We start from the raw sequence: 19,396 nt of genomic DNA on the forward strand, positions 1-19,396 counted from the left end.
CCCGCGGCTCACCGCCGTCCGGCACCCGCGGGCTGCGACGCCTCGAACGGGTCGAAGTGGACGTTCGCGATCCCGGCGTCGAGGGACTCGCTGACGCCGTCGCCGCCGCCGTCGGCGAGGGCACCGGTCACCGGGTCCTCGTACGGCGTCGCCGGGTCGCCGACGCTCGACGGGCCGTCCGACGCGCCCCAGTAGTTGCCCGTCGCCTCGACGACGTCCTCGAAGGCCGGAATGCCGTCTTCGGGCGGGTTGTCCACGTTGCGTAACCCGTACTCGCTGTTGCTACAGATAACGTTCCCGTCGTAGACGTGCCCGCGCGTCTCGCCGCCGCTGTGGAAGGCACCGCCGCGATTACCGACGATTCGATTGCAGGAGATGTCGTGGTCGGTAGTGATGAGCCCCAGCCAGATACCCCGGTCGTTGGACTCGACGTCGTTGTACTCGAACGTGTTGTTCTCGGGGCCGCCGTAGACGTTCGGGCTGCCGACGGTCCTGAACCCGACGCCCGAATCGGCGAGCGTCGAGTTTCGGACGGTCACATCCGTGACGCCATATCGGAGCGAGACGCCGGTCCCGTTCCCGCGGGCGGTGACGCCTTCGACCCGGCCGCCGGTGACCTCCTCGTAGCCGACCGCGGTCTCGAAGCCGTTCACGGTGAGGTCCTCGACCTCGACATTCTCGCGGATGGTGATCGGCCCGCCGCTCGTCGCGCCGAGGTTCGCGCCGACGCCGGTCCCGCCTCCGTCGCCGCTGAGCGCGTAACCGTTACCCCGGATCGTCACGTCGTCGGCCCGCACGTCGATGCAGACGCCGCTCCCCGCCGAGGAGATGTCGTCGACGACGTCGTACGTGCCGGGCGACGTGATAGTCGTACAGGAGGATATCTCGTGGCCGGTGAGCGACCCGACGGCGTCGCCGCCGGTCCCGTCCCTCCCGACGGCCTCGAGCGACGCCTCTTCCGCGGACGGGTCGGTACTCGCGACGCCCTGCCCGCTGCCGACTGCGAGGAGACCCCCCGTCGCTCCGACGGTCTCGAGGAATCGCCGTCGCGATCGAGTGGCCGTATCGTCGCCAGAACTCCTCTCTGCTCTCTTTTCCATGACCGATACGTCACCGCGCCGGCTGAAATAAGGTATTCGCGAATCTACGTAATATGAAACCGACACGAATCGGGCAGATACGTCCGGAGGACGTCGCCGAGGCGAGCGCGGTTCGAACGACGAGAGAGCCGGCAGTGGAAGTTTGTGCGTCGGGACCGAACGGCCCGACGTGAACCAGACCGATACCAGCGCGCAGTCGGACCAGCCGAGCGTCGACTCCGCGCGGACCGCGGCGAAACGCGGCCGGGAGTTCCTCTCGAAGGCCGCGCCGTATCTCCGGCGCGGCGTCGAATCGGACGCGGTGACCGCGACCGTCGGCGGGACGAGTCTACTCGGCGGCCTCAGAGCGCTCCGGAACGGCGACCGGGGCCGCGGGCTCGTCGGGTTCGTCGTCGGTACCGGGTTCGTCGCGCTCACGCTCGCCCGGCGGCGGTTCCGCGACCGCGGCGAGGAACAAGCCATCGAGGAGACCGACGTGACCGACACCGGCCCGGACGTCGAGGCGGTCGCCGACGAGGCCGGCGGCGTCGGTGGGGGAGACGGCGCTACCGACGAGGCGGTCGCGGAAGCCGTCGATACGTCTCCGGACGTCGAGGGAGCGGTATCGAACGCCGAGTCCGAATCCGAGAGCGACGCCGAATCGGCGGCAGTCGGCCAGCGCGAGGTCGCCGACACCGGCGTCGACAGCGAGGACTTGCGGGAGGCGACGGAGTCCGGGTCGGAAGACGCCGACGACAGCGAGACGGAGGACGTCGACCGCTTGGGAGAGGCGGCCCTCGACGGACAGAGCCGGGAGGTGCCGGCCCCCCAGAGCGCGTTCGACCGGGGTTTCCTCGCGCATTCGGCCGAGGCGTTCTGGGGGATCCGTTCGGGCGATAACGCGGTATTCGTCTCTCAGGACTACGATGCCGTCGAGGAGCGGGACGGCGTCCACTACGTCGCCAGCAGCGAGATCGGGGCGGACGTCCGCGAGCTCCCGATCCCCGACGCCATCCTCAACCACTGGAATGACGTGCTCGACGAGGAGACGTCCGTCACCGGCGGCGACGACGTTCTGTTCGTCACTACCGACAGTCTCGCGGCCGACGGCCTACTGCGCGTCCTCCCTTCGAGATGGGCCGACGACCGCGTCGAGTGAGGGTCGGATCCGCTTCGAGATTTCTCTCTACGAACGGGAGACGGGTGACGGCGATCTTCGCCGTCGAAAATGTGCGCCCGGAACACTAACGACCGGCGTCATCCTCGGCCGTGTGCCACGTCAGCCGGCAAACCCTCGTGCCGGGCGGGTGACCGTCAGGTCACCGATCGCTAAGACGGCGCTAGCCGTCGAGCGGTCGTCCGTCAGGACGACGATTACCGAGGCGGTTTACGACCGCCAACCGGGCGGCGTGAGCCGCCGGATGTCGCGCGCCCGGGTTCTCCGGACTGTCATCGTCCCGGTGACGGGCCTCGGCCGGGGATTGAAGGCACGCAGCGGCGCTAGTCGGCGCTCGTATCTAAGGGTGGCGTTCAGACGGCGTAGTCGTCCTCGCGCAACTGGACGTAGCGGGCCTTGCGGTTGTTGAACTTCCCCCACTTGTAGCTGGCGACCAGATCGAGGCCGTGAAGGCCGCCCTTGAGCGCGGCGTCGGCCTTGATGCCGCGGGCGTCCATCAGGTCCTTCGCGGTGGAGAACGCGCGGTCCCAGTCGGTCGGCCCCCAGTCCCGAACCAGATCGGCGAAGGTGACGTTGCGCAGGACCTCGTCGCCGATGGCGGCCTGCCACTCGTCGTTGTAGCGTTCGAGGCGGTCCTCGGCGGCGAGGCGGCCGGCGATCCGTCCGGTCCTGACGGCGACGTGGTCGCCGCCCTCGTGGAACGCGGAAGTCGCGCCCATCGCGCCGCCGGTGACGGCGATGCCCGCCCGGACCGGCGATTCGATGGGGCGCGTCGAAGAGATGGGGTAGGTCTCGGTGCCGCCGGACTTCCCGCGGTCGGTGACGAGCGGGAAGTCCTCTAGTTCGTAGTCGGGGAACTGGCGTTCGAGCAATCGCTCGACGTACTCGCGGCCGCGGGGTATCCCCTCGTCGTCGTCGCGCAGCAGCGCCCACTCGCGCTTGTCGTAGTCGGCGATGTCCAGCCCGATGGGCATGGTCAGGCCGATGCGGGCGACCGGCGCGTCGTTCGGGAAGATCCACGGATAGGCCGTGTGGCCGGGCATGATACCCCACCAGAACTCGATGAAGTCGGGGTCGAACAGCTCCTCGGGCATCCGGCGGTGTTCCTGATAGGCGATGTGGTTGGCCTCCGTCGAGGGCATCCGGTCGCTCAGTTTCCGCCCGGCGGGGAGGAACTGGTCGAGCGCGCCGCCGGTGACGGTCCGCTGTGGGCCGTCGGCCAGGATCAGGTGGTCGGTCTCGATGTTTTCGCCGCCGGCCAATTGGACGGTGTGTCGCGGGTCGCCGGCGAGGGCCGTCTCGACGCCGGTGACGCTGACGCCCACTCGGTAGTCGGCACCGGCGTCTTCGGCCCGCTCGCGGAGCCAGTCGTCGAACCTCGCGCGGTGCATCGTGAAGCCGAAGCCGTCGTAGCTCGCGTCGATCCCCGTCTCCGTCAGCGCGAGTTCGCTGTCGGGTCCGTAGAACTTCGCGCCGTCGAGTTCGCTGAGGACCACGTCGTCGGGGAACTCCTCGAAGTCGAACTCCATGATGTCGAGCCAGTAGTCGAGGAGGCCGGCGGCGTCCGTCGAATCCGGGCCGGTGGCCGCGCGGTCGGCCCGGGGAACCCCCTTCTCCAGGACGACCGCGTCGGCACCGCGGGAGGCGACAGCTTCGGCGGCCGACGACCCCGCGGGGCCGCCGCCGACGATTGCCACGTCTACGTGTTCCATACGCGCTACGGTGCCACCCCGACGGCTAAAACCTGTTCGTCTCGTTCCGTCGCGTTAGAGCGATTCCTGCGCGGTCGGGGCGTCTCCGGAGCTCGGCAGCAGTTCGTCGACCGCGTCGCCGGGGAGCGAAGCGGCTTCGACCGTCCGCCGCTCCCGTTCGAGGCGGGCGACCGCCTCGCGGTACGTCGCGTCCCCGTCGAGTTCGGTCCGGTGGACGCGTTGCTCGACGGTCGCGACCCGGGCGGCGAGCGAGCAGAAACGGCGGAAGCGGTCCCGATACTGACCGAGCGCCATCGCCCGGTCGACGAGGCCGAGCACGTCCTCCCGACCGACCGGTTTCTGTAGGTACTCGTCTACGGGAATTTCCAGGAGATCCGTTCCCGGCTCGACGCCGCTCACCATGGCGACGAAGGCGTCGGCGTCGCGCGCGGCGAGTTCGGTCGCCACTTCGGTTCCGTCTTTCCGAGACATCTCTCGGTCCAGGATCACGACGTCTACGGTCTCGTCGAACTGATCGAGCGCCTCGACGCCGTCTTTCGCCGTCATTACGTCGAACGCCTCCCGTAACCAGATGCGGTAGAGCGCTCGACAGTCCGATTCGTCGTCGACCACCAGCACCGTTCCGACTGTCTCGACCATCACTACTAGAGCGTGACGGGAAGTCTGGACATATAATATACACTCCCTTCGAACCGTTCAGGACCGTTTATACTGGCCATTTTCGGCACTTTAGTGTGAGGATACGAGACTTCGCGCTGACGTCGCCGCTACCGTTTTCCCGCTCCCGCGGCCAGCGGTGATATGGTGAAAGTCCTCGTCCGGAACTACAGCGTTCACGGGATGCCCGCCGATCAGTACGCGACCGCGCTCCGCGAGCGGCTTCCCGGTCACGAGGTGGTCCTCGCTCGGACGCCCGCACTGGAGCGAGAACACGTCACCGACGCGACGGTGGTCGCGGGCGGTTCGATCTCGACCGAGCTCCTGGACAGCGCCGACTCCCTCCGGCTGTTCGCCGCCAGCAGCGCCGGGTACGACCACCTCCCGCTCTCCGAGCTGGCCGACCGCGGCGTCGCGGTGACGACGGCGTCGGGCGTCCACGGCCCGAACATCGCGGAGTACGTCCTGGGCGCGTGGCTCTCGTTCACCCGGGAGTTCTTCACGGCCAGGCGGCGGCAGGAAGCGCACGCCTGGCACTCCTTCCGGGCGTCGGAGTTCGCGGGCAGTCGCGTCTGCGTCGTCGGCATGGGCGCGATCGGCGAGGCGATACTCGATAGGCTCGCGGGCTTCGGGGTCGAGACCGTCGGCGTCCGTCACTCCCCGGAGAAGGGCGGGCCGACCGACGAGGTGTACGGCTACGACGAGATACACGAGGCCGTCGCCGACGCGCGATACGTCGCGATCGCGTGCCCGCTCACGGACGTGACTCGCGGGCTGTTCGACGCCGACGTCCTCGGGACGATGCACCCCGAAGCCGCCCTCGTCAACGTCGCCCGCGGCCCCGTCGTCGAGACGGACGCGCTGGTCGAGGCCCTCCGGCGGAATCACCTCGGTGCGGCCGCGCTCGACGTGACCGACCCGGAGCCGCTGCCGAGCGACCACCCGCTCTGGGACTTCGAGAACGTCCTCGTGACGCCGCACAACGCCGGGCACACGCCGAAGTACTACGAGCGGCTGGCCGACATCGTCGCCGAGAACGTCCGCCGCGGTGCCGAGAGCGGCGAGTGGAGCGGACTGAGAAACCAGATCGAGCCGTGACCGGGCCCCGCTGTCTCAGAGGTAGCCGCGCTGGTTGAGCAGCTCGCCGTTGAGGACGCTCGCGCCGGCCGCGCCGCGCATCGTGTTGTGGGCGAGGCAGTTGAACTGGACGCCGTCGGTCGTCTCGCGGAACCCGCCGACGCCGACGCCCATGCCGTCCTCGACGTTCCGGTCGAGCCGCGGCTGCGGGCGGTCGGGCTCCTCGAACACCGTGATGAGCTGCTCGGGCGAAGACGGCAGGTCGATGCCGGTGACCTCGGCCATCGCGTCCTCGGCCGCTTCGACGGTCACGTCCTCCTCGGCGTCGGCCCAGACGTTCTCGAGGTGACCGTCGAGCGTGGCGATTCGGTTACAGGAGGCGGCGACGTCCATCCCGTGGAGTTCGACCTCCGCGCCGTCGAAGGTACCGAGCAGTTTCCGCGACTCGCTCTCCATCTTCTGCTCCTCGCCGCCGATGTGCGGGATGGCGTTGTCGATGATCTCCATCGACGTGACGCCGTCGTAGCCCGCGCCGGAGACGGCCTGCAGCGTCGAGACGCGCACGTCCGTCAGGTCGAACGCCCCGTCGAGAGCGGCCAGCGGCGGGACCATCGTGATCGTCGAGCAGTTGGGGTTCTTCAGCAGCGCGCCGTCCCAGCCGCGTCCGTCCCGCTGGACCTCGAGGAGGTCGATGTGGTCCGCGTTCACCTCGGGGATGACCAGCGGCACGTCCTCGTCCATCCGGCCGTTCGAGGAGTTCGAGGAGACGACGTAGCCCGCTCGACAGAAGTCGGGTTCGACCTCCGCGCCGACGCTCGACGGGAGCGAGGAGAAGATGAGGTCCACGTCGTCGGGGACGTCCTCTGGCGTCGTCGCGCCGACTTCCATCTCCGCGACGTCGTCGGGAATCGGTGCGTCTACGCGCCACTTGGCGGCCTCTCTGTAGCTCTTGCCGGCGCTCGACTCGCTCGCGGTCATCGCGGCGAGCTCGAACTCCGGGTGCGGGTCGATGAGTTGGATGAGTCGCTGTCCGACAGCCCCGGTGGCTCCGAGGACGCCTACGCGTACAGACATTGTGGTGCTCCGTCTGCTTCGGTGACGCAAAACAGTTTGGGTCTCGGTGCTGTGTGGCAGACCGGCGACAGTAACGGACCGTCGAACTATAAGTACCGCGCCGGGACAGTTCCGGGCAATGCTGCGTGACGCGCTCTCCTATCCACAGCGGGGACCGGGGTGGCTCTGGACGGTGATTACCGGGAGCCTGCTGACGCTGGTCGGCGTCGTGCTGTTCGTCCCGCTCATCCCGGTTCAGGGATATCTTCTCAGAGTCGTCCGTTCGACGGCCGATGGGCGACCGAACCCGCCGAAGTTCTCGGACTGGGGGGACCTCTTCTTCGACGGCGCGCGTTCCATCACCGTTCAGGTCGCCTACGTCTTCGCCCCGGTGATGCTGGTGCTCGGAGCCGTGCTCGCGCCGGCGCTGGGGTATTCCCAGGCGGGGACGTTCCTGTTGGCGATAGCCGGCCTCGTCGGTGCCGTCGTCGCCGTGGCGCTCCCCGCGGCGCTCGCTCGGCTGGCGACGACCGACCGCCTCGCCGCGGCGTTCGACGTTCGCGCGATCGCCGAGGCCGCCCGCCGCCCCATCTACGTCGTCGCCATCGTCGAGGCGTACGTCGCGCTGTTCGTCATCGCCGGTCTCGGCGGCGTCTTCGTCCTCATCCTCGTCGGGGCGGCGTTCGTCTTCTACGGACAGGCCGTCGGCTATCACCTGTTCGCGCGCGGCTACGCGGGGGCGGTCGGCGACGGCCGGGACCCGATGGAGCGCCCGGCCGGCGACGACTGAGGTGGCCCGGCCGCGGCCCGACACAGGAACGTTTTACTCGCCGGAGCGGGGAGCCGAGGTATGGATACGGCCGAGCGAATCGACCTCGTGAGCAGGCACACCCAGGAGGTCGTCACGGAAGAAGAGTTAGAGGAGTTGTTCGAGGCGGGCGACCCGACGGCGTACATCGGCTACGCGCCCACCGGCGAGATGCACATCGGCCACTTCACGACGATGCGAAAGCTCGCCGACTTCCTGCGAGCCGGTATCGAGGTAACGGTGCTCATCGCCGACCTCCACGCCCATCTGGACGACAACAAGAGCCCGTTCGATCTGTTGGACGCCCGCTCTACGTACTACGAGGCGGCCATCGAGGGGATGATCGACGCCGCCGGCGCGGACCCCGACGACGTCGAGTTCGTCCGCGGCACGGACTTCCAACTGGACGAGGAGTACACCTTAGAGATGTACCGCATGGCCGCGGAGACGACCATCGCGCGCTCACAGCGCGCCGCGAGCGAAGTCGTCCGCGAATCCGAGAGTCCGAACCTCGGCGGTCTCATCTACCCGCTGATGCAGACGCTGGACGTGAAGGCGCTCGACGCCGACATCGCCTACGGCGGGGTCGATCAGCGCGGCATCTACATGCTCTCCCGCGAGGTTCTGCCCGACCACGGCGGCGAGTCCCCGGTCTGTGTCTTCGCGCCGCTGCTGTCGGGCCTCTCCGGCGGGAAGATGAGCGCCTCCGACGCCGCCTCGAAGGTGAACCTCACCGACAGCGACGAGGAGGTCGAGGAGAAGATCGGACAGGCCTACTGCCCGGCGGGCGAGCTCGAAGACAACGGCGTGCTGGAGTACCTGAACCACCTCGTCTTCCCGGTTCTGGAAGCCGGCGGCGAATCGTTCGTCGTCTCCCGGCCCGATGAGTACGGCGGCGACCTCGTCTACGAGAGCTACGACGCCGTCGAGGAGGACTTCCTCAGCGGGGAGCTCCACCCCGCCGACCTGAAACCCGCCGTGGCGAGCGCCGTCTCCGAGGTCATCGACCCGGTGCGAACGCGCCTGAACGAGCGACCCGAACTGCTGGCCGAGGCCTACCCCGAGACGTACGGCGACGGCGAGGCGTAACGACTCGCTCGCGCTTTCTCGCGGACGCCGACGCCGTTTCGAGTGCGCTAGCGCCCGCCGAAACAGGACTGCGCGCCGCTCGCGGTCTGAATCGACTGGACGAGCCACGGTCGGAACTCGACGTCGCCGATGGCCGCGCTTCGCTCGTCGGCCATCGGTCCCTTATCCGCGGCGCGGTTCGTCCCGACCTGTCGCGGCCCGTCGCGCATCCCCCAGTAGTTACAGGACGCCGTGACCGTCGCGTCGGCCGCGTTCTCGACGCCGACGACGGTCAGCAAGTCGTTCGTCTCGACGGCGAGGCCGTCCGCTCCCCGGTCTACCGCGATCGCCGCGCCGACGAAATCACTCGCCGTGATTCCCTCGAAGACGTTGCCTCGGACGACGACGTCGCTCGTCCCGCCGCGGACGGCGAGTCCCTCTGCGGTCGCGCCCGCGCCCTCGGCCGCGAGGTCGGTCAGCTCGTTGTCCGCCACCGTCACCGACTCGACGTCGCCGTCCAGCAGGACGCCGACCGTCTCGATCTCGGCGACCGGGCCGATGGCGGTCACACGATTGTCGCGAAGCGTGACGTCGGCGAGGCCGCCGGCCACGCGGACGCCGCGCGCGCCGTCCGGGTTCGTGATCTCGAAGCCCTCCACCGTGACGCCGTCGGCGGTCACGTCGACCACCGGGTCGGTCGCCGCGTCGCCGCCGCTGAGGGTCACGGCCCCCCGTTCGGTCGGAGCGAGCGTCACGCCGTCGACCGAGAGGGTGACCGTCCCCGCGTAGGTACCCGGAGCGACACAGAGCGCGTCGCCGGTCTCGGCGGCGTCGACGGCGGCCTGAATCGTCTCGTAGTCGCCCCCGCCGCTCGCGTCGACCGTCGCGTCACAGCCAGACTGGATTTCGGTGGTCGACTCGTTCGTCTGCGCGAGGGCCGCTTCGTCCGCCGGCCGGTCGAGCGCTTCCTCGTCGTCGGAAATCGCTGCTTCACCCAGTGCACCGCCGGCCGCTGTCAGTCCCCCCGCGACGGCCCCGTACTTGAGGACGGTCCGCCGTGAGAGCTGTCTCTCGCCCATAGTCGTCCGAACCGTCGAGCCAAAGATGGATTAGTATGGACCGGTTTCCCCGCGCCGACCGTCGAAGACGGCGCATACCGTTCGCATCAGGCGCTCTCTGAACCCGCCGCAGGACTGGCGATCCGGAACCCGACGGCGGAAGGGAGTCTCTACGCCGGCGTTCTCGACCGTACTGGCACCGTCCCGCAGTCACAACCGGTAAGCCGTCGTTCGTCGTGTCTGCTCGTATGGAAGACCGCTCCCGGGCCGGCGTCCGCCGGACCTACGAGCGCATCGGCGACCACTTCTCGAAGACGCGGGAGTACGCCTGGCCCGAGGTCGAGTCGTTCGTCGCCGACGCCCCGTCCGCCGAAACCGCGCTCGATCTCGGCTGTGGCAACGGCCGTCACGCCGAACTGCTGGCCGGCGTCGCCGACCGCGTGATCGCCCTCGACGCGAGCCGCGCCCTGCTTTCCGAAGCCCGCGCCCGCGTCGGCCCGCGCGTCTCGCTCGTCCAGGGTGACGCGACGACTCTCCCGCTTCGGGATGGGACCGTCGACCTCGCCGTCTACGTCGCGACGCTGCATCACCTCCCGACGGCCGCCGACCGCCGCGCCAGCCTCGACGAGCTCGCCCGCGTCCTCGCGCCCGACGGTCGCGCCCTCGTTAGCGCGTGGAGCACCGCCCACGACCGCTTCGACGCAAGCGCGGACGCCGAGGAGGGGTTCGACACCACCGTCGACTGGACGCTCCCCGGCGGCGAGACGGTCCCGCGCTTCTATCACATCTACGCGCCCGCGGAGTTCGAACGCGCCGTCGAAGCCAGTGGGCTCGAACTGCACTCGCTGGAACTCTCGAGTGGCAACTGCTACGCGGTCGTCGGTCCCGAAGGGAAAGTGCCTTAATCACCTTCCGTCTATGACCGAGTACGTTCGCTCGGTGTCGGAAGACGCCTCGATCGAAACGAGCGGCGGTGGTGAGCGAATCCATCGGATTTGCGAGCCTCGCCGCGCGTGAGCAAAGCGAACGCGCGGCGGTGGTCTAGTGGTAGGACCTGAGCCTTCCAAGCTCATGGCCCGGGTTCAAATCCCGGCCGCCGCACTTCTCGACGCGAGCAACTTCGCGAGCGTCGAGTGTGTAAGCGGCCGGGATTTGAAGCCTATCAGTCGCGCGCAGCGAACGGCGTAGCCGTGAGCGGTGAGCGAGCACGTCCGAGTTCGGTTCAAATCCCGGCCGCCGCATTTTGCTGCGAACGAATCGTGAGCAGCGAATGCTGTATATGGGGATTTCCGTAGAGGTGAACACCGGTCTCGACGTGGAACTCGACGGCGCGGCCGGCGTCTGGCGCTACGAAGCACCGAGCGCGGGCAGCGATCGGACCGTGACCCGCCGTTTCGTCGTCTTCGGCGCGTCGCCCGCGAGCGAAGATGGTGGCGGCGAGTTACCGACCGACGGCGGCGACTCAGTAGACGCGGCGGCTGAAGTCGGGTGGTTCACGGAACTGCCGGAGGATGCCGAGGCAGTGCCGGGCACCGATCGGTTCTTCGAGTGAGGGAGATACACCAGAGGAGAGAACGAGAGGAGACGAGATCAGGGTTCGACGGACTCCCAGACGTCCGAAGTGATCGTCGCGTTCGGATTGTCGGGGAGCGAGATAGTCAATTCCTCGCCGCTCTCGACGCTGACGAGGTCGGCTCGATTGGCGTCCGCGTGGTCCCGTGCGGGGTACGTGAACGGTCGGTCCCGCTCCGGGAGCCCGGCGATGCGGGGACACTCCGCCGGGGCGGGCACGTCGTCGGAGCGTGGGGTCGTCTGTGAGCGACCGCGGCGGTTGCGGTCGAACCACGCGCGAACTCGACCGGAGAGGTGACCGATGGCCGTCCGAGTCCGCGCCCACGCCCGGCCGACGAGTGAGGAGTCGTCACCCTCCTCGCGGGCGGTGCCGGGCGGATCACCCCGCTGCTTGTCTATGGGTGTGAGACTCATACGCAGGGATAAGTTTCGGGGCTACAAAACGGTTGTGTCGCTCACAGATCCGACCGACTAGAGTTCGATTCGTTCGACGATCTGGTTGCCGTCCTCGCGGGTGTTGAGCGCGACGATGCGAACGTGGCTTTCGAGCCCGGAGTCGGTCAGTTTCGCCTTCAGGAGGTTGTCGACCTGATAGACGCCGGCGGCGTTGTTCATCTCGATCTCGACGAGAACCGGATAGTCGTCGCCGTTGCTGAGCGTCACCGTCTCGATGGCCTGACTGGAGACGGTGTTGATGCCGCGCCCGCCGCGCTCGTAGGGGATGCGAGAGCGCCCGCGCTCCATGTCCAGCGCGTCGGCGACCCTGACGACGCCGGCTTCGAGCGTCAGCGGTTGCTCCTCCGTATGGTGACAGAGGATCGCGTGGAGCACTTCGCCCTTTACCCGAACCAGGTCGCCCACGTCGTAGAACTCGGGGAGGATCTTATCGAGGAGGTCCGCCGCGAGCGGGATCGAGTAGTAGGGGTGGTCGTCCCGGTGAACGACGTGCCCGATGTCGTGCAGCGTCGAGGCGAGCGCGACGATGACCGCTTCGTCGGCCTCGTCGAGTCCCTGATCGCCGGCCCCGTTGAACTCGACGTCGCCCGCCTTCAACAGGTCGTACAGACACATCGCTCGGTGGCGGACGATGCTGATGTGTTTCGCCCCGTGGTCGTTGTAGCGCTTGCGCTTGACCGGGTTGACGTTCTGGGCTTCGAGATACGCCTGTACCTCCTCGTCGGCCGCGAGCGCGTCGAGGACGTCGTTGACTCGCTCGTCGGGAAAGGCGTGTTCGGCGTTAGGTTCGTAGATGCGACCGCGGGTGTCTGCTTCTCGCTCGCTCATAGCTATTGTACGCGGTGCCAGTGAGAAAAACCCACGCCTGAATCCCTCAGGCCGCTCGGGCGGCTTCGAGCACCTCGTCGTAGTTGGGTTCGACGCCGGGGTCGTCGCTGACCCACTCGTAGGTAAGGACGCCGTCCTCGTCGACGACGAACACCGACCGCTTGGCGAGGTCGTGGACGCCAAGCGCCGCGAAGTCCATCGAGACCTCGTAGGAGTCGATGATCTCCCGGTCGTTGTCGCTTATCAGGTCGAAGGTGAGCCCGGTGTCGTCGCGGAAGGCGTTCTGAGCGAACGGCGTGTCGATGCTGACGCCGTAGAGCGTCGCGCCGGCGTCGGCCAGTTCGCCCAGTTTGTCGTCGAAGGTCTCCATCTCGTCGCTGCAGACGCTCGTGAACGCGCCCGGGAAGAAGGCGAGGACGACCGGGCCGTCGTCGACGGCGTCGGACAGCGTGACCTCGTCTACGTCGCCGTTTGCGAGCGGTGCGGTAAAGTCCGGAGCTTCGTCGCCGACAGAGACCATACCCGGCCTATCGGGTGACGATTCAAATCCCTTGTGACCGATGCGGTCCGCCAGCGTTCGAACTATCTCGCGATAGACCGCGGTTCGTCGACGAGAGTGACGACGCCGTCGTTCGGTATCACTCTCGACTACTTCGGCGACGACTCGTCGTGAACGGTCGCGTCGGGAAGCCCGTTTAAGTGATCCGCGCCCGTTCGGACAGATATGCCCGACACGATGGAAGTTCACGACGGGACTGAGGTGACCGTCGCCCACGTCGACTCGCTGGCGAACGGCGGCGCGCGCTTCGACATCACCGCCGACGACGGACGGAAGTGGCGCATCGACCTGACGCGCGACGGTGAGACGGAAGTCGTGACGACCTGGCGCGACGGAACGCTCGCCGATCTCGACGTGCCCCCCTGGCTCGACGACGTGACTGCCCGACTGATACAGCAGTGAGTTCTCCCGTTACGAGCTGTGACAGTCCGTAACACACCAGATTCGGATCAGCTTGTTTCCCAAACAGTGGAAAAAGCCTATAAGGCGGCTCGACGGGGCGCTGTTGAGCAAAAAGGTTATAATAGCAACCACGTAAAATTTGGACACAATGTCAGGGACATTCGTACCGCTATTCCCGGGGTTCCCGGGCGGGATGGAGATGATGGTCATCCTCCTCATCGCCGTCCTGCTGTTCGGCGCAAACAAGATTCCGAAACTCGCTCGCTCGACGGGCGAGGCGATGGGTGAGTTCCAGAAAGGCCGCGAAGAAGTCGAGCAAGAGCTCGAAGAGATGCGCGACGGCGTCTCACCCGAATCGGAGGAGACCGGCGCCACCACGGAGACGACCACCGAAACGTCGGCCACCGAGACGAGCACCGACACCGCCACCTCGACGTCCGAGGAGACGGCGACCGAAACGAACAACTGACTCTCGCTTCTTCCGCTTTTCGCGCGAACGAAAGCGTTTTTCAGTAGTCCCGTGACCCTCCGGCAGGGCGTGTGGCCTAGTGGACGAGGGCGAGGGGTTCCTAACCCCTAGAGCGCGGGTTCGAATCCCGCCACGCCCGTTCTGCGAGGAGCGGACGCGACGAGCGAACGGGAACGGAGTTCGAACCCTGCAAGTCGCAGCGCCGAACGCAGTGAGGCGACCGTCTTGCTCCGGTTCGAATCCCGCCACGCCCGCTCACTCGCTTCGCTCGTTCGCGACCGTGACGACCCTCGCGGAATCTTCGATTCCGCTCAGTCCCGCCACGGCCGTTCGCTCTCGAAGTTTTCGACATCTCGTCAGACGGTGGCGAGCTTTCGGGATTCCATATTTAAGCCATAGCTCGGTCCGAGCTGCGGTTCGAACCCGGAGCGGGTTGGGGTGGCGAGCCATCACGCGGTTCGAGGACCTTCTTCCGTACCGAGATAATAAATCCGGTCGCCGAGGGGGATCGACTGTCTTCCTATCCGCGCGAGTGTCCTCATTCGCCGAGATATCCACCTCATCACGGGAAACTGGATGTAGTTAGCTGCACCAAATCGAGCAGCGACCGCCTGATCTCGGATTTGAACACGCTGATGCACTGGGAGCTACCTCTCGACGGAATCTGTGGGCCTTTCAGATCGGGAGCTCTCCCGTGTCGCAGTCCGCTACGTTCCGTTTACTGTAGGGGTGGTAGACGATGTCAACCGCTCAGTTACTTTATTCGACGAGGCCAACGTTCTCGAACTCGAACCGGGCCCCGCCAGCTATATTCTCGGTCAGCGTACACGTCCAGCCGTACACGTCCACCAGTTCCCGCACGAACGCTAACCCCAACCCGGTTCCTCCTTCCTTAGCAGCCGTCGTGAAGCCAATATCGAACACATCGTCTCGATTCTCTGTTGGAATCCCTATTCCATCGTCTGCGACGTAGAATCCGGTCGGGTGGTTCCCGATCGTGACGGTCACGTCACCCCCGCCGTGCTCGACTGCGTTCTCGAACAGGTTCTCGAGAAGATGCCGAACGTGCGTGTCTGCAGCCCGTAGAACACGGTCGGTGTCTACCTCTAGCGTCGCACCTGGAGCGTTCATGCGCGACCACACCTCGCGGGCGACGTCCGCAAGAACAACTGTACCGTTCGCGCAGACTTCGTCACGACCGCGGGCCAGTATCAGTAGGACGTCAATTATATCGTCGATACGGTCGAACGCCTCTCGAACGTGCGTTGCGGCGTCCGTCTCCGGATCCTCCGAGAGCTGCTGGCTGTACATCTGGCCGACGGTGAGGGGATTGCGGAGTTCGTGGGCCAGCATGCTCGCGAACGCGTCCAAGCGTTCGTTTTGCGCCTCCAGTTCGGCTTCACGTTTTCGTCGTCGAATCTCGGTGAACAGGATATTGGCGACGCTCTGGACGAACTCCACATCCTCGTCGGTGTAGGTTTCGGGGGTCGTGCTGTGGACGCCCAGAATCCCCCATGGATCGTCAGGCGTTCCAACGATAGTGCTGATACCGCTTTTCACGTCGTGGGACGTGAGTAACTCCGGCCCAGTGAACCGATCTTCGGCCGGCAGGTCGGTGACGACCACGGGCTCTTCCTCGAGGAGGGTGTACCCCGCTTGTGAGTTCTCTTCGGTCTCGACCGTCGCCGTCCCGACAAGGCCATCGTGCCACCCCACGCCGTTCCGAAGTAGCAACTCGTCATCGGCCGGCCGAAGTTCCAAGATCTTGCAGTAGTCGTGATCGAGTGTGTTTGCCACACGTTCAACCGTTTCGTCAAATAAGTCGTCGAGTGGGTAGTTGTCTAGCGCTGATTGGGCGATCTCCGCTAATACGTGTTGCTGGGTCGAGTTCGAGCCCCTCTCGCCGGCGCAGGCTACTGGATTAATCTGATTCTCACGTGGGAATAGATTATGGAGGACGGCAGTGATTCGATTCTGAGGCGTAGAAAAGTACATACTGATACTTCGTAGACGGCCCACTGAGAAAGTGTTTTTGGCGGCTTAGTAACTTACCATTGGTAGCGAGTTCCGTCCCGTTTGCCCTAAAACTGCTACGTAACTATTACGTATCTCGACTGCAACTTCAACATCGCTTGAAGATTGTGAGCGGTCTTTCGACCTCTGTTAGTGAGCAAGTATGAGCCAGAATTCACCGTCAGATTCCATCCAACCCGAGACGCTCGGCGTGGAGAGCGGTCTCGAAGCGCTTCGGTCGAGCCCCTCATTCCGCGGCCCGGTCGAGCCGCACGAGGGGCACGACTCTAACGACCACATCGCCCTTATTCACCAGACCCCTGAAGAAAAGTTCGCCGCCGCGATCCCATTCGTCGAACAGGGTCTCGAACGCGGCGAGCGGTGTATGTACATCGCCGACGAACACACTAAAGACGAGATCGTGTCCGTGATGCGGACGGAGGGCGTCGACGTCGAGGCAGCCTGTGACTCGGGGGCGCTAACCTTCCACACCAAACAGGACACCTACTATCGGAACGGCGAGTTCGACCCTGACGAGATGATCGCGTTCTTCGAAGAGACGATCGAGGATACTCTCGACGAGTACACCGGACTCCGCATCGGTTCGGAGGCCACGTGGATCCTCGGCGAGGAAGCCGACATCGAGACGTTCATGGCGTACGAACAGCAAGTTAACGAGCTGTTCGGCCGAACGGCCTGCACCGCACTGTGCGAGTACAACCGCGATCGGTTCCCCGCGACGGTCATCCGGGAAGTCATCCGCACTCACCCCCACCTCATCTACGACAACGTCGTCTGCCAGAACAACTACTACACGCCGCCCGAGGAGTTCTTCGGGCCCGACCAACCCGAACACGAGGTCGAGCGCATGCTGAACTCGCTGTACGACCGCACGACGGCGACGGTCGACCTCCGAGAACGCGAACAGGAACTCCAGCAGAAGAACGAGCGTCTAGAGAGCTTCGCGAGCATGCTGGCCCACGAACTCCGGAACCCGCTCCAAATTGCCAAAATCTACCAGCAACGGGCGACCATCGACGACGACCCCGCCGCCGCCGAACTGTCGACCGCGCTGGATCGGATGGAGGAGATGATCGACGTCCTGCTCGTGACCGCTCGCAGGTCGGATTCGGTCATCGACTGGGAGCCAGTCGCGCTCGCCGACGTGGCCGCCGACGCGTGGGGGAACATCTCGTTGCCTGACACCGCGACCATCGACATTAAGGCCGGGCACACCATTGAGAGCGATGTCACCCACCTCCGACATCTCCTGAAGAACCTCTTCGTCAATGCCATCGAGCATGGCGACGAGGACATCGTGATTCGGGTCGGCGACCTGCCGACGGGCTTCTACGTCGAGGACGACGGCCCGGGCATTCCCGAGGCCGAGCGCGAGGCGGTCCTCGAAGCGGGCTACTCGACCGACACGGACGCGATAGGTCTCGGCCTAACGTTCGTCGCACAGATCGCCGACACCTACGGCTGGGAGTTCACGCTAACGGATAGCGCGAATGGGGGCGCTCGGTTCGAGTTTCGCGACGTGGAAATCACGTCCGACGATTAGCGGAAGTGTATTCCGCGCCAGACATCCCAGATGCCGGAGATACTCCGGGGGCTGAGAGAACCTGACTGATCGATACGTGGGCGGATTTCAGTCTGGATTTTACGCAAAATTGCGGCGTATTACCCGGATGGTTGCGTCATTAACCTGTTTCGCGTACCGATCGCTTTCGGGCTTGAGTGCTCGCATGTCTCAATGAGGGAAGCAACAGAGCAAAAACCACCTGCGAGCGAAGCGTACGTTCGCTCGTATGGAAACAATCAATTCGCGGTGGCCGTCGTCCGGGGACCGCCGACGACGACGACGCCGTACGCGCCGACCGACGCGTGGTTCGTACACTTGTACATGTAGACGCCGCGCTCGTCGAACGTGTGTGAGACGCTACCGCCCGGCGTTGCGGTGGCCGTCCCGGTGACCGTCTGCGTAGGGGTAGGGGTCTTCTCGGTGAACGCGTCCCCGTTCGTGTGCGTGAGCTCGTGTTCGCCGTCGCGCCACTCCCAGTGGACTGTCTGGCCCGGATTTATCCAGATGGCGGGCGGTTCGAAGAGGGCGTTCGAGGGGGTCTGACCCACGGCGACGGCGACGGTCCCGCTCCCGCGTCTGTCGGCGAACGAACCGTCGTACGTCTGCCCGGAGTCGAGTTTCCGCTTCTGCTCCTCGGTCAGTTGCCGCAGGGGATAAGACGGTCGCTCGGTGCCGGCTTCGGTCTGTGTCTCGGTCGGCGTCTCAGTCGACGACGCGGTGGAGGTTTCGGTCGGCGTCTCGGTCGGGGACTCCGTCGCGGCGGGAGCCGTGGTCGCCGCCTCGGTCGGAGTCTCTGTACCATCCGTCGGCGTAGACTCTGTATCCGGTCCGTTACAGCCAGCGATCGCCCCGACGAGACCGATACAGGTAGTGCGGACAAAGTTACGCCGTTTCACATCCGTAATCTCTGTTCCCTCTAGTTAAATCTTGATGGTGGCTGTATGACAGTTCGACGGGCACGTTACCTACGACTCCGTCGATCTCCACCGGGTCGCGACGGAAACGAGGCACTCCAGTCGCCTATCCTGATCGTTCACGATCTCCGTCTGCATACAGACGGGTCTCCGTGCCGAGTTCCGGAGTAAAACGGCCCCAACCCCCACCTGTATCGACGGATTCGTCGCCGATTCCGTCGGCGATGCTCGCGTTTGGATTAGTGGATTAGACGCTGTCGGTTTCCGTGGACGTCTCGTTACCCAACATGCCTTCCTCGGTGGACGTCTCGTTGCCCATCATGCCTTCCTCGGTGGACGTCTCGTTACCCAACATGCCTTCCTCGGTGGACGTCTCGTTGCCCATCATGCCTTCCTCGGTTTCGGTACCCATTCCTTCCTCGGTTTCGGTACCCATTCCGCCACTTTCGCCGCCTTCGTCACCAGCGTCCGTTCCTTCAGACTCGCCGCTTCCGCCGTCGCCGCCACAGCCAGCCAGCAGACCGACGGTTGAGACAGCAGCTGTACGACGGATGAAGGATCGTCTATCCAGGTTGTCCGACATGCAAGCCGAACTGGGGGACAAAGAAACTAAAGTCCATTGGCCGTTTCTATACATTATTAAAGAATATGCGTGTTCATCTACCGGTATGTTCGATTATGCTGTTTTATCGCGCGAGATGTATAGAGCGGTATGGTCTGGTATATAAACATACGAATAAATACACTCCTGTTCGATACGTTCGGAATGCCGATACGATCCGGACTATCGCTTACGAGTCCGCCCGAAGCCGGCCAGAAATGCGCGGTTCCGATCGTGTCGCTCCGGATATGTGGTGAGCAGTTGGTCCGTGGCTGGAGCTAGATCGCCCGTCGGCCGAACGAACCTGT

At 65.4% G+C, this 19,396-nt stretch carries 20 protein-coding genes and 2 tRNA genes; 11 read left to right on the forward strand and 11 right to left on the reverse strand.

Annotated elements, in window-relative coordinates; all coding sequences use genetic code 11:
- Positions 1 to 8: 8 nt before the first annotated feature.
- Entirely contained in the window at positions 9 to 1,100 is a 1,092-nt protein-coding gene (locus EGH23_RS03390) for a NosD domain-containing protein (RefSeq protein WP_220578613.1), read from the reverse strand.
- A 169-nt stretch (positions 1,101 to 1,269) separates the two neighbouring features.
- Between EGH23_RS03390 and EGH23_RS03395 the strand changes: the two genes are divergently transcribed.
- Positions 1,270 to 2,238, forward strand: a complete 969-nt coding sequence (locus EGH23_RS03395; protein ID WP_220578614.1) for a hypothetical protein — start codon at positions 1,270 to 1,272, stop codon at positions 2,236 to 2,238.
- A 371-nt stretch (positions 2,239 to 2,609) separates the two neighbouring features.
- Here the strand turns inward: EGH23_RS03395 and EGH23_RS03400 are convergent, their stop codons facing one another.
- Together EGH23_RS03400 and EGH23_RS03405 are read right to left on the reverse strand one after the other, a co-directional pair.
- Positions 2,610 to 3,968, reverse strand: coding sequence for an NAD(P)/FAD-dependent oxidoreductase (locus EGH23_RS03400; RefSeq protein ID WP_220578615.1), 1,359 nt, complete (start codon positions 3,966 to 3,968; stop codon positions 2,610 to 2,612).
- A gap of 54 nt (positions 3,969 to 4,022) precedes the next feature.
- Positions 4,023 to 4,607: a response regulator gene (locus EGH23_RS03405; RefSeq protein WP_220578616.1), complete on the reverse strand. Its 585-nt coding sequence runs from the start codon at positions 4,605 to 4,607 to the stop codon at positions 4,023 to 4,025.
- Between the two features lie 162 nt (positions 4,608 to 4,769).
- Between EGH23_RS03405 and EGH23_RS03410 the strand changes: the two genes are divergently transcribed.
- Positions 4,770 to 5,723, forward strand: a complete 954-nt coding sequence (locus EGH23_RS03410; RefSeq protein WP_220578617.1) for a D-2-hydroxyacid dehydrogenase — start codon at positions 4,770 to 4,772, stop codon at positions 5,721 to 5,723.
- Between the two features lie 15 nt (positions 5,724 to 5,738).
- Here the strand turns inward: EGH23_RS03410 and asd are convergent, their stop codons facing one another.
- Positions 5,739 to 6,776, reverse strand: coding sequence for an aspartate-semialdehyde dehydrogenase (gene asd / locus EGH23_RS03415; RefSeq protein WP_220578618.1), 1,038 nt, complete (start codon positions 6,774 to 6,776; stop codon positions 5,739 to 5,741).
- Positions 6,777 to 6,894: 118 nt separating this feature from the next.
- Here asd and EGH23_RS03420 point away from each other — a divergent pair, with 118 nt between their 5' ends.
- Together EGH23_RS03420 and EGH23_RS03425 are read left to right on the forward strand one after the other, a co-directional pair.
- Positions 6,895 to 7,545: a DUF4013 domain-containing protein gene (locus EGH23_RS03420; RefSeq protein WP_220578619.1), complete on the forward strand. Its 651-nt coding sequence runs from the start codon at positions 6,895 to 6,897 to the stop codon at positions 7,543 to 7,545.
- A 60-nt stretch (positions 7,546 to 7,605) separates the two neighbouring features.
- Positions 7,606 to 8,652, forward strand: coding sequence for a tyrosine--tRNA ligase (locus EGH23_RS03425; RefSeq protein ID WP_220578620.1), 1,047 nt, complete (start codon positions 7,606 to 7,608; stop codon positions 8,650 to 8,652).
- A 47-nt stretch (positions 8,653 to 8,699) separates the two neighbouring features.
- Here EGH23_RS03425 and EGH23_RS03430 read toward each other — a convergent pair whose 3' ends face one another.
- On the reverse strand, positions 8,700 to 9,710 hold the full coding sequence (locus EGH23_RS03430) for a right-handed parallel beta-helix repeat-containing protein (RefSeq protein WP_220579214.1): 1,011 nt from the start codon (positions 9,708 to 9,710) through the stop codon (positions 8,700 to 8,702).
- A gap of 227 nt (positions 9,711 to 9,937) precedes the next feature.
- Between EGH23_RS03430 and EGH23_RS03435 the strand changes: the two genes are divergently transcribed.
- The 3 genes from EGH23_RS03435 to EGH23_RS03445 all read left to right on the forward strand — a co-directional run bounded on the left by EGH23_RS03435 (position 9,938) and on the right by EGH23_RS03445 (position 11,241).
- Positions 9,938 to 10,594: a class I SAM-dependent methyltransferase gene (locus EGH23_RS03435; protein WP_220578621.1), complete on the forward strand. Its 657-nt coding sequence runs from the start codon at positions 9,938 to 9,940 to the stop codon at positions 10,592 to 10,594.
- 125 nt (positions 10,595 to 10,719) lie between these two features.
- A tRNA-Gly gene (locus EGH23_RS03440) sits at positions 10,720 to 10,790 on the forward strand.
- A gap of 178 nt (positions 10,791 to 10,968) precedes the next feature.
- Entirely contained in the window at positions 10,969 to 11,241 is a 273-nt protein-coding gene (locus EGH23_RS03445; protein ID WP_220578622.1) for a hypothetical protein, read from the forward strand.
- Between the two features lie 38 nt (positions 11,242 to 11,279).
- Here the strand turns inward: EGH23_RS03445 and EGH23_RS03450 are convergent, their stop codons facing one another.
- From EGH23_RS03450 to EGH23_RS03460, 3 genes are read right to left on the reverse strand one after another with little or no spacing between them, the layout of a single operon-like run.
- Complete coding sequence (locus EGH23_RS03450) at positions 11,280 to 11,675, reverse strand: hypothetical protein (protein ID WP_236044598.1); 396 nt, start codon at positions 11,673 to 11,675, stop codon at positions 11,280 to 11,282.
- A gap of 57 nt (positions 11,676 to 11,732) precedes the next feature.
- Complete coding sequence (locus EGH23_RS03455; protein ID WP_220578623.1) at positions 11,733 to 12,545, reverse strand: HD domain-containing protein; 813 nt, start codon at positions 12,543 to 12,545, stop codon at positions 11,733 to 11,735.
- Between the two features lie 46 nt (positions 12,546 to 12,591).
- A complete protein-coding gene (locus tag EGH23_RS03460; protein WP_220578624.1) occupies positions 12,592 to 13,065 on the reverse strand; it encodes a redoxin domain-containing protein in 474 nt (157 codons plus the stop codon).
- Positions 13,066 to 13,269: 204 nt separating this feature from the next.
- Here EGH23_RS03460 and EGH23_RS03465 point away from each other — a divergent pair, with 204 nt between their 5' ends.
- The 3 genes from EGH23_RS03465 to EGH23_RS03475 all read left to right on the forward strand — a co-directional run bounded on the left by EGH23_RS03465 (position 13,270) and on the right by EGH23_RS03475 (position 14,114).
- Positions 13,270 to 13,506 (forward strand): hypothetical protein, encoded by a 237-nt coding sequence (locus tag EGH23_RS03465; RefSeq protein ID WP_220578625.1) that lies wholly within the window; start codon positions 13,270 to 13,272, stop codon positions 13,504 to 13,506.
- A 148-nt stretch (positions 13,507 to 13,654) separates the two neighbouring features.
- Complete coding sequence (locus EGH23_RS03470; RefSeq protein ID WP_236044599.1) at positions 13,655 to 13,975, forward strand: twin-arginine translocase TatA/TatE family subunit; 321 nt, start codon at positions 13,655 to 13,657, stop codon at positions 13,973 to 13,975.
- Between the two features lie 65 nt (positions 13,976 to 14,040).
- Positions 14,041 to 14,114 (forward strand) — tRNA-Arg (locus EGH23_RS03475).
- Positions 14,115 to 14,734: 620 nt separating this feature from the next.
- On the opposite strand, the gene EGH23_RS03480 is transcribed toward EGH23_RS03475, so the two are convergent.
- Positions 14,735 to 15,970, reverse strand: coding sequence for a GAF domain-containing sensor histidine kinase (locus EGH23_RS03480; protein ID WP_236044600.1), 1,236 nt, complete (start codon positions 15,968 to 15,970; stop codon positions 14,735 to 14,737).
- Between the two features lie 181 nt (positions 15,971 to 16,151).
- Here EGH23_RS03480 and EGH23_RS03485 point away from each other — a divergent pair, with 181 nt between their 5' ends.
- Positions 16,152 to 17,552 (forward strand): MEDS domain-containing protein, encoded by a 1,401-nt coding sequence (locus tag EGH23_RS03485; RefSeq protein WP_220578627.1) that lies wholly within the window; start codon positions 16,152 to 16,154, stop codon positions 17,550 to 17,552.
- Positions 17,553 to 17,809: 257 nt separating this feature from the next.
- Here EGH23_RS03485 and EGH23_RS26980 read toward each other — a convergent pair whose 3' ends face one another.
- Both EGH23_RS26980 and EGH23_RS03495 read right to left on the reverse strand, forming a co-directional pair.
- On the reverse strand, positions 17,810 to 18,469 hold the full coding sequence (locus EGH23_RS26980; RefSeq protein ID WP_220578628.1) for a plastocyanin/azurin family copper-binding protein: 660 nt from the start codon (positions 18,467 to 18,469) through the stop codon (positions 17,810 to 17,812).
- Between the two features lie 265 nt (positions 18,470 to 18,734).
- On the reverse strand, positions 18,735 to 19,070 hold the full coding sequence (locus tag EGH23_RS03495) for a hypothetical protein (protein ID WP_220578629.1): 336 nt from the start codon (positions 19,068 to 19,070) through the stop codon (positions 18,735 to 18,737).
- Between the last annotated feature and the right edge of the window lie 326 nt (positions 19,071 to 19,396).

Source organism: Haloarcula nitratireducens (assembly GCF_019599505.1).